At 41.8% G+C, this 9,199-nt stretch carries 8 protein-coding genes and 1 pseudogene; 3 read left to right on the forward strand and 6 right to left on the reverse strand.

Annotated elements, in window-relative coordinates; genetic code table 11:
- Positions 1 to 399 precede the first annotated feature (399 nt).
- Positions 400 to 663 (reverse strand): hypothetical protein, encoded by a 264-nt coding sequence (locus J0656_RS08235; RefSeq protein ID WP_207032793.1) that lies wholly within the window; start codon positions 661 to 663, stop codon positions 400 to 402.
- Positions 664 to 762: 99 nt separating this feature from the next.
- Positions 763 to 1,101: pseudogene (locus J0656_RS08240) on the reverse strand (RNA polymerase sigma factor); the annotation flags it as partial.
- 503 nt (positions 1,102 to 1,604) lie between these two features.
- On the opposite strand from J0656_RS08240, the gene J0656_RS08245 reads away from it, so the two are divergent.
- Positions 1,605 to 3,110, forward strand: a complete 1,506-nt coding sequence (locus J0656_RS08245) for a sensor histidine kinase (protein WP_207032797.1) — start codon at positions 1,605 to 1,607, stop codon at positions 3,108 to 3,110.
- A 134-nt stretch (positions 3,111 to 3,244) separates the two neighbouring features.
- Here the strand turns inward: J0656_RS08245 and J0656_RS08250 are convergent, their stop codons facing one another.
- From J0656_RS08250 to J0656_RS08260, 3 genes are all read right to left on the reverse strand, one after another.
- Entirely contained in the window at positions 3,245 to 4,024 is a 780-nt protein-coding gene (locus J0656_RS08250; RefSeq protein ID WP_207032799.1) for a sterol desaturase family protein, read from the reverse strand.
- A 67-nt stretch (positions 4,025 to 4,091) separates the two neighbouring features.
- Positions 4,092 to 4,817 carry a hypothetical protein gene (locus J0656_RS08255; RefSeq protein WP_207032801.1) on the reverse strand — a complete coding sequence of 242 codons (726 nt, stop codon included), beginning with the start codon at positions 4,815 to 4,817 and terminating at the stop codon, positions 4,092 to 4,094.
- Between the two features lie 93 nt (positions 4,818 to 4,910).
- Positions 4,911 to 5,504: a Crp/Fnr family transcriptional regulator gene (locus tag J0656_RS08260; protein ID WP_207032802.1), complete on the reverse strand. Its 594-nt coding sequence runs from the start codon at positions 5,502 to 5,504 to the stop codon at positions 4,911 to 4,913.
- 179 nt (positions 5,505 to 5,683) lie between these two features.
- Here J0656_RS08260 and J0656_RS08265 point away from each other — a divergent pair, with 179 nt between their 5' ends.
- A complete protein-coding gene (locus tag J0656_RS08265) occupies positions 5,684 to 6,094 on the forward strand; it encodes a response regulator (protein WP_207032804.1) in 411 nt (136 codons plus the stop codon).
- Positions 6,095 to 6,383: 289 nt separating this feature from the next.
- Positions 6,384 to 7,913: a sensor histidine kinase gene (locus J0656_RS08270; protein WP_207032805.1), complete on the forward strand. Its 1,530-nt coding sequence runs from the start codon at positions 6,384 to 6,386 to the stop codon at positions 7,911 to 7,913.
- Between the two features lie 530 nt (positions 7,914 to 8,443).
- On the opposite strand, the gene J0656_RS08275 is transcribed toward J0656_RS08270, so the two are convergent.
- Positions 8,444 to 9,154 (reverse strand): gluconate 2-dehydrogenase subunit 3 family protein, encoded by a 711-nt coding sequence (locus J0656_RS08275; RefSeq protein WP_207032807.1) that lies wholly within the window; start codon positions 9,152 to 9,154, stop codon positions 8,444 to 8,446.
- Between the last annotated feature and the right edge of the window lie 45 nt (positions 9,155 to 9,199).

The raw sequence follows: 9,199 nt of genomic DNA on the forward strand, positions 1-9,199 counted from the left end.
GACTTTTTCAGATATTTAAACACATCGTCATTCTTGAAATTTCAAGCTTCAAGCTTTCGATTTCAGTCTTTCTATGGTGGGGCATCTCCATCAGTGGAGATCATTTCCCCTTTAGACCGCCAAATGCGGAAGGTATCGATAAAGAATGTCACTAAAACGGATACTTTGAACCACCTCACACCTCATATAGATAGCTGTTTATCGGTCATATGATTTCACATTGCTCATTTTTTCCGTTTAAGGCGGTATACCACGACCGTACATTCCCCCCACTTACCGAAACTACATAAACGGTCCCTGTTTTGTCACGCAGATTAACGCCGGCTAAAACATTTTCATTGGGCGAAACCCTTCCTCGGTCACTTTAAAATCTACATTGGCCTTATTTTTAAGGTCTTCCTATACAGCCTCCAAATTCACTTTGTTGGCATCTATACTGATGCGTTGTCGCAGGTGTTGGGCATCTGCGGCATAAATGAATTTTTTGTCCGTTTGCTTTTCGATAAGGTCGAACACCTTTTCCAGGGTCACACTTTTTAGGTTAAAATTGATGATTTCAAAATTTTGGTTTTTTACCGCTTTGTTCACCGAAATCGGAACAACAGTTGCCCAACCCAACAATGGCAAACACAACAGCAGTACTAAGAGGTTTAATTTCTTCATTTTAAAAAGAGTAGTTTAATATTGGTTCTCAATAATTTTTTAGTTTTTAAATCAGGATTACAGTGTCGTCTTTGTCATATAGTTTTTTTGTGGCGGGGGTTAATATTGTTTGTTCTTGACAACCATATTTCTAATGGTTTTGAGGGCTATGGCCATATGGCTTTCAACAGTCTTCACGGAAACCCCAAGAATCTCGGAGATTTCCTTATACTTGAGTTCATCCAGTTTGTTCATCTCAAAGATTTGACGGGACTTTTTGGGAATATGGTCCAAGATTTCCTGTATCTTCCTGACATACATTTCCCTTTGTTCCTGAGCGATGACCTCTTGTTCAATACATGGACTGGCGACATATTCATCCTCCAATCCTTGATCCAGTGATGGTTTTATCCTTTGGTACGAAACGGACTCCATGAGTTTATTTTTGATCACTACAAAAAGATATGGCTTGGGCTATTCGATCTCTTGGAGACACTCATGGGAATTCCACAATTGGAATCATCATTCGCTTGACCATGGTTCGTAAAAATTACTATTTCAAGGTTTTAAAAAAGTCTGTTTCAAAAATATACGCGCAACACGTACTATCATTCTACTTAATAGCTTTAAAATCTTATTTTAATACCCTTGAGGATTAATCATTGGACGATGTTGCATATCTTTATCAGATTTAATGGCTAATTCCGGTATTATTTGGATATCAACATGCCGGAAATGGGTGGTTTTGAATTTTGCAGCATAGGGTCGCAAACAATTTTCAAGATAGTTTTGAGGTCATCATTGTTCCTCCTTCAAAATCCTGGACAGATTGGGAAATGGCTAAAGAATATGGGGAATATGTTAGGTATTTTATTGCTAAGCTCCTATCTCGGTTACATTTGATGCAATATATATAATTTCTGTGCGTATAGTTTATCGTTATATATTTTTATCTAAATATCATGTCCGAAATAAATCCTTTTTTGAATTATGGAGCCACATCCTTGGAAAACCTGAAGGACTTCTGCCGAAAAACCGTCCAAGAAAAGATTGATGCGGCAGCATGCAGGAAGGATATGGTCTGGACCATGGACAAAGATTACAAGCTTACCGGATTCAATGATCTTTTTTACCAAAGACTGAAAAAAGAAAATATCGACAATGTGCATTGCGGTATGGATCTACAGGGGATTTTTAAGGACATTCCTTTCTTTCGAGTTTGTATTGAAGGTTGTAAAGAAGTTTTCGACCATAGTGCGCCCACCTCCAGGTTTGAAATCAGTGAAAAGGAAATGGGTCAAATCCATGAATTTTCCTTCCATCCGGTAATGATCGCCCCTGGGAAGGTAACGGAATGTTACATCTGTCAAAGGGACATTACAAGGGACATCCTTAACGTTCTTAATTTGGAGGACCGGGAATACCGGTACCGAGAAGTTCAAGAAGTCGCCAATTTGGGGCATTGGGTTTGGGACATTGACAAGGATGAGATTAGCTGGTCCGATCAATTGTACACCATTTGGGCCAAGGACCATGAGCGCTTTGTGGCCAATTACGATTCTGTTGTAGCGATAATCCATCACGATGATCGGATGAGATTCATAGAACATTTGGAAGATTGTTTACAAGGTAGGGCAACCCATGATATCACCCATCGGATCGTATTGGATAGTGGGGAGGAAAAATATATTCACACCAAGGGCAATTTGTTCCGTGATGCCTCCGGAAAGCCAATTCGCATGTCAGGAACTGCCCAAGATGTCACCAAGGAAATTAGGAGCCATCATAAGATCTTGGACCAAAACCTGGAGCTTCAAAACTTTGTGCGCATTGTTTCCCACAACCTCAGGGCACCCATCTCGAATTTATTGATGCTTTCTAAAATATATGAATGGGGCCAGGACAAAACCAATGATGATATTGTCAAGAACATTGAATCCACCACTTTGGCCCTAGATCATACCATCAGGGACCTAAACAATTCGTTATCCTTTAAGCGTACTTTAAGGGAAAGGGTGGAAGAGATTCATTTTAAGGAGATCCTCAAGGATGTTCGCGCATTGTTGTATAGTGAAATTAAAGCAACAAAAGCTTCCATTGCAGTTGATTTTACAACAGTTTCAAATATTTACTCCATAAAGAGCTATGTGTCCAACATCTTGTACAATCTATTGGTGAATGCCTTGAAATATTCCAAAGAGGACATACCTCCAAAAATAGTGGTATCCACCGAGGAAAAAAAGGATTGGATTATATTGAAAGTATCGGATAACGGGATTGGAATGGAATTGACGCCGGAACGTAAATCCAGAATTTTCGATATGTATGGCAGGCTCAGTGCGAAAACCAAGGGCAAGGGTATGGGACTTTTCTTGGTCAAGACCCAAATCGAGGCACTAAATGGCTCTATAGATGTAATCAGTGAAAAAGGGATGGGCAGCACATTCATCGTTAGTTTTCGAAAATAAGCCCCTCTTTCATATAGTACCTGTTGACAATATTTAACAATACACGTATAAGGCAATGCCACGCATTGGTGAAAAGTGTGTTACTCCATAAAATGCCACATGATGCCATTAACTTCCCAGATATAGGGTCGTTTTCATTTTGATATGGATTTGACACCAAATCTTTTTCGTTGAATTTCATCAAAGACCTTTATATAATCCGGGTTTTCCGTCCCCATCAGCCGGTCCCAAAAACGGAAATAGTATCCATAGTTGCCTATGAACTTATGGTGGTGCAGATTGTGGTGCACCGAGGTCACCATAATCTCAAAGAAAATAGATTTCCTGAACCACCTTGGCACAATCTCGTACCCTAAATGTCCGTATACATTGAACGAATACGCAAACAGGGCAAAAAAGATCAGGGCAACCGGGTGCATGGAAACAAGGAACACCACCAATGGGACGACCATCGCCTCCAATATCCCTTCCATAAAATTGAAGGAATACGATGCCAGTGGACTTGGATTGACGGACTTATGGTGAACAATATGGAACATTTTGTACAATGCCCTATGGTGCACTGCTCGGTGCATCCAATAAAAGTAGGTGTCGTGCAAGGTTATGGCCAAGAGTATACTTACGGGTACCCACCAAAGGCCATGTTCATGGATGTCACTATAAATCTTACCATATTCTCTTAGTGGGGTATAGAGTACCAACAGGTTCATCCCGATAAAAATGACAATGGTCTGTAAGGAATAGGACAGCTCACGGACAAAGTCTTTTTTTCTTGCAAAACGGGTCTGTATCTTGCTTTTGGCAAAGACATTGGGCCATAGTACATAAAAGGACAGGAAAGCCATTCCACCAAGCACTGCATATCTCAGCATGTTGAATAGCACGGTAAACCAATAAGGCAATAACGTTTCCATAGTGCAAAAAGTTACATAAGGGAGGGGCGAACCCGTTCGGATACCGCCCCCTTTTTACCATGAAAGATCAATTGGACAATACAATATAGGTTTGCCCTTCAATGGTAACAGTGGCACTGCCATTACCCATAAATTCAATGGTCCCCGAATATGAAAAAGAGGCATTGTTACTGGTTCCGGTCAAGGTGAAACTGCCGCTTCCCGAAGTAATGGAGTCGGTTTCCTTATCTATGACAAGGCTGTTCAGTTGCATATTTAATTCACTTTCTACATTTTTTTTGGAAACGATCAATTGTTGGCTGTAGTCGCCTTGATAGGTACCGGTCAAGGTATAGGTAGATCCATCGGCCTCCAACCCATCCAAGCTTCCGGACATGCTGGAAGAACCTGTGGCACTTATCCTTGGGGTACTTGCCGTAGCTGTCTTTTCATAAGAATACGTGGCCGAATCCGGAAGGTTTTGATCATTGCAATGGATCTGGTAGGCCCAATTCCCCGTATATGAGGCATCGATACCGTTTTGATCATATTGGTATGAGATACCATCTTCATAGGTAAAACCGCAAGTGTATTCCGCTTCAATGGTCACCTGCACTTCTATGGTGAGCTTGACCATGGTTTCGATACTTCCCCCGGAGTCCTCCTCCAAGGAACTGGCCACCAATTGTGCCGCTTCCTCCTGTGTTATGGCCTCCTCGGCGTTGGAATCATCATCCTCATTGGAACAAGAAAAATTTGCCAAAAGTACGAAGGCCAAACAGGCATTTACCAAAATCATTTTTGATGTTTTCATAGCTGATACGTTTAAAAATTTTAAGACAAATGTAGCCTGTACGCATAGCCCACGTCGTTAACAAAAGATAAGAAATGTCCAAATGGGATTTTTCTATGATTTGGCCTTTTGCGCAATGCGTTTCCGTATCCTGCTCAATGAAACAGGGGTGATGCCCAGCACATTGGCGATATACTTATCCGGTACCCTATTGGTCAAACTGGGATTGGATTCCAAAAAGTGCAGATAACGTTCTTCCGGGGTTTTTAAGGTAAATGTATCAATGCGTTCAAAGGCATTCTTCAATAGGTTTTGAAGGATGTACTTACGGTTCATATCCAACTTCCGGTTCCGCTCCAAGACCTGTTGGAGTTCATCATAGGCAATATGGAAGGTTTCCGTTTTCTCCATGGCCTGAATATAGAATCGGGAAGGTTGATCAAAGAAAATAACGTCATAACTGGCCACCAGTTCATTTTCACAGCGCAGTTCGGTCGTAATCTCGTCACCGCGCTCGTTGACAGCGTAAATACGGACCAACCCTTTATATATAAAATACACTTGGTTTTGAAGGGTATCCGCTTCTATAAGGTATTCCCCGTGAAGAAAAGTTTTACGCCCTGCGGCCTGAAGCAAATGTTTTACATCAGAAAAATTTAGGTCGCCAGCAATACTGTAAATACGCTTTATTTGATCTAGATCGATCATTTATCTTTAGATATGGAGATTATTACTATTGGTATAACAATTCAATAAAGCAAAACCCTAACATATATTCTCCACATGCCGATTTTTAGGATCCTCATCGACAAGCTTCATGGTTACACAACATTAAATTGGACCTGGCCCCGTAAAAGGTTAATTTCTCATCAGTTAAATACAATCAAATGTACAAAGAAATATACCTGGTAGATGACGAGGAACTTATCAATACCGTACACGCTCTAATGTTCAGAAAGTTAGGCCTAGAGGATAAGCTAAGAAGCTTTACGAACCCTGAATTGGCTTTGGATTGCCTTCGATTTCGAGAAAACCCCGAAGAACGCATTCTTCTTTTTTTAGATATCAATATGCCCGAAATGACGGGATTCGAATTCTTGGAGTTCATGACCTTGGAAAAATTCCTTCCTACGGTTGATGTGGTCATCGTCAGTTCATCCATCGATCCAAAGGATGAGATAAAAGCGACCACATATGGAAAATATGTACGAGGTTACCTCAACAAACCCTTGAGTTTGGGTAGCATTGGTCAATTCCTGGGCGTAGAACGGGCCATTCCAAGTGCAACCCCATCATAAACATAGGATTCCAAAGGCGCAACAGGCCAACAAATCACGAAATCAGCTTCAGAAATAGGGAGTGGGATTACGTGGTTTGCATAGAAAATATGGAGAGGGCTGGACATCCGCGGATGCCTATCGATAAGAAATATAACCTAAAAGACCTGTATCAGTCTTATTCACAGGACCACAGCACAAAATATTTTAGTAATTTGATTTCCACATAGTTCACGAAAAAATTATAGTTTTAAAGACCGAACCCAGTTGAATACTGCTACATTTACCATTAAGAAATAATGCATTAAATATGGATGTTTTCGATTTTAGATACCTAACCAACTTGGTATTCACCTCCATTTTCGCTGCATTCGGGATTTATCACCTACTCTCGTATCTCGTTTTAAAGCACAAAATCCTGCTTGATTATTTGGTACTGATTTGGGGAATCACCCTTCACTGGAGCCTTTACTTTTTTATGAACAACTCCTTTGGCAGTGAAATCACTGCAGTAGCGGACAAAATTTCCCTTACCACTGCAATGATCACCACCTTTGGCCTGCTGCAGTTCACAAGAAATTACCTTGCGATTAAAAAGGACGACCATCCACGTCTATCAAGGACTTACAAACTATTGATCGGAACGGTGGTTTGCCTTCCGTTTTTGCATATCACCAACACACTTACCATTGGACTGGTCTGGTTGAACGAAATCCTGGTATTGCTAGCGGCGGTTACTGCATTGGCCGCTGTACTTTTAAATATTTTCTCTGGTATCCTATTGTTCAATGCCCATAAATTGAACAGATACTATTTATATTCCTATGCACCTATCCTGTTATCCGCAATAATATATATAGGCGCGTGGTTTGCAAAACAGTATTTCGATTTCGACGCAACCCCAATAATTATTGCAACTTCAGTATTGACGACAATCCAATTGATTCTCTTTTCGCTGCTCATCTCCTATAAATTCAAAGAAATTGAGATTGATAATTTGAAAATGCAACTGGAAGCCAATACAAAGCTCAAAGATGAAGTGGAACGGCAGACCAAAAAGCTTACAGTTGCCAAGGCAGAACTTGAAAACCAAAATGCCGAGCTTGAACAGGTCAGTAAACTCAAGAATAAATTGTTCTCCTTGCTCGCCCATGATGTCAGGGCCCCACTCAACAATTTTGTTGTCATCATACAATTGATCGAGGCCGAATTGGCGGATGAAGAACTAAAGCGATTGACAGAAAAACTAAAAAGCGAAGTTTACGATAGAATTTCAATGATCAACGATTTACTGCAATGGTCCTATAAACAATTGGACGGGGTGCAATTGGACAAAACCATCTGTAACCTGGAAGACGTATTTCATGCAGTAAGCCAAGAGTTCACAAGGATGGCCAACAATAAAAATATAGCGATAGAGCTGAACATCTCCTGTCGGGAGCTTTTCATGGATGAAAACATGCTAAAGGTCGTTCTCCGTAATTTAATTTCCAACGCCATCAAGTTCAGCAACAACGGCCAAAAAATATTGGTATGGTCAAAACGCAGCGCTGATACTGTGGAAATAGGGGTACAAGATTTTGGAATGGGCATGGATACGCATTGGTTCAGGCAGCTTAAGGCGGACGAAAAACCAAAAACAAGAAGGGGCACGGAAGGTGAAAAAGGTACGGGCTTTGGGCTATTGATCTCTAAGGATTTTGTGGAGATGAACGGCGGCGAATTGATTTGCGAAAGTGAAATTGATAAGGGCACAAGTTTTATACTGCGCTTTAAGGCTGATTCCAATGCCCCTATTGTAGACGAAGCATTATCCCACCACTCCGTAAATACCACCTAAAGGTTTCAATTAGTTTTGCCCATTCTCTTGGACACCAACTTTCGTCCAAGAGTCACTTTTCATCATTTAGGTGCCGATTTATTATTGCCATCACTACATTGAACATTAAGGTAATCTACTTTTAATGACATGTCTAGCTTTTGAAACCTTTACTGTAGCATCTTAAGGTCCAGTCATCACAACTTAAAAAAACCGTTTTTTTGCCCAATCCCTGCTGGCAAGGAAAGTTGACCTAAAGAACCATTAAGGCTATGCCCTATCCATGATATTTTCTCTTGTAACCAGTCAATTTGGCTTTTTTGGCAGCATAAATGGTATTGAGTTCCCTAGTGAATTCTTCCAACTACTAGAACATCATCAAAACATTAAACCTGTAAATCATTGATTTACAGGTTTTTTTTTGTTTTTAAAATGGATTGAAATAAAAAACAGGCTCCTAAAAGGAGCCTGCATCAAATTAACTAAACTAACTCAAATCCACTTTATGTACTTTATCTTTCCATAAAGAAGGTTTGGTTATTTTATATAAATCATGTAATCAAATTACCATCCTCGTCCCATTCTGCAATGACCCCGCGTTGGCTCTGGTCCACACACTTGGCCAGCCATTCCTCGTCGTAGGCCACACCGTGCTGGTCCAGGACGTCCTGTGGCACCCCGTCCCATACATTGGGCATATTTCCCTTGTAACCGATCTCCTCTATCCCGATCTTGCTCGTGTAGAAGCCCGTCATCGTCAGGTTCCTCACCAAAGAGAAGAAGTTCACCTCAAAAGGGCGCTCGTTGCCCGGCACTTCGGGGTCGTAGTACGCGATCCCGTCCAAAATGGTCTTCTGCTGCTCCTCGGTCGCCTCCTTGAACTCCACTCCGTGCTCCGTGTTGCTCCTGTGGTCCAGCCACATCAGCCCACCGCGGATGTCCGGTTGCAGCGTCTCAACGTCCTTGGCCATGAACTCGATGAAGCCCACAACGTCCGCATCCGATGCTCCCTTGTACTCCTGCGTCGCCGGGAGTATCAGGTCGCACAGTATGGTCAATGTCTCCACCTCGTGCGGGTTCAAGAATTCTTCCTCCCTCAGTTCCTCTATGTGCTCCAGCTCTTGGGGCACGCGCCCCGGATAGGTGATCTTCGGCGCCTCGGTCAGTTCCGTGCCCTCCGTGGACGGCCTGCACCCGTGGATGGCCAGCCCTCCGGCCACGGAGCCCAATACTATCGACTTTAAACTCTTCCTTCTGTCCATACCCTATATGTTTTGTTGTTTGAGTTGTTCCACGATGTACTCCGA

Source organism: Flagellimonas aurea, assembly GCF_017313785.1.
Taxonomy (GTDB): domain Bacteria; phylum Bacteroidota; class Bacteroidia; order Flavobacteriales; family Flavobacteriaceae; genus Flagellimonas; species Flagellimonas aurea.

Coding starts and splice junctions, on each gene's coding strand:
- J0656_RS08245 (WP_207032797.1), top strand. CDS start 1,605: ATGTCCGAAATAAATCCTTTTTTGAATTATGGAGCCACATCCTTGGAA.
- J0656_RS08250 (WP_207032799.1), bottom strand. CDS start 4,024: ATGGAAACGTTATTGCCTTATTGGTTTACCGTGCTATTCAACATGCTG.
- J0656_RS08265 (WP_207032804.1), top strand. CDS start 5,684: ATGTACAAAGAAATATACCTGGTAGATGACGAGGAACTTATCAATACC.
- J0656_RS08270 (WP_207032805.1), top strand. CDS start 6,384: ATGGATGTTTTCGATTTTAGATACCTAACCAACTTGGTATTCACCTCC.
- J0656_RS08260 (WP_207032802.1), bottom strand. CDS start 5,504: ATGATCGATCTAGATCAAATAAAGCGTATTTACAGTATTGCTGGCGAC.
- J0656_RS08235 (WP_207032793.1), bottom strand. CDS start 663: ATGAAGAAATTAAACCTCTTAGTACTGCTGTTGTGTTTGCCATTGTTG.
- J0656_RS08255 (WP_207032801.1), bottom strand. CDS start 4,817: ATGAAAACATCAAAAATGATTTTGGTAAATGCCTGTTTGGCCTTCGTA.
- J0656_RS08275 (WP_207032807.1), bottom strand. CDS start 9,154: ATGGACAGAAGGAAGAGTTTAAAGTCGATAGTATTGGGCTCCGTGGCC.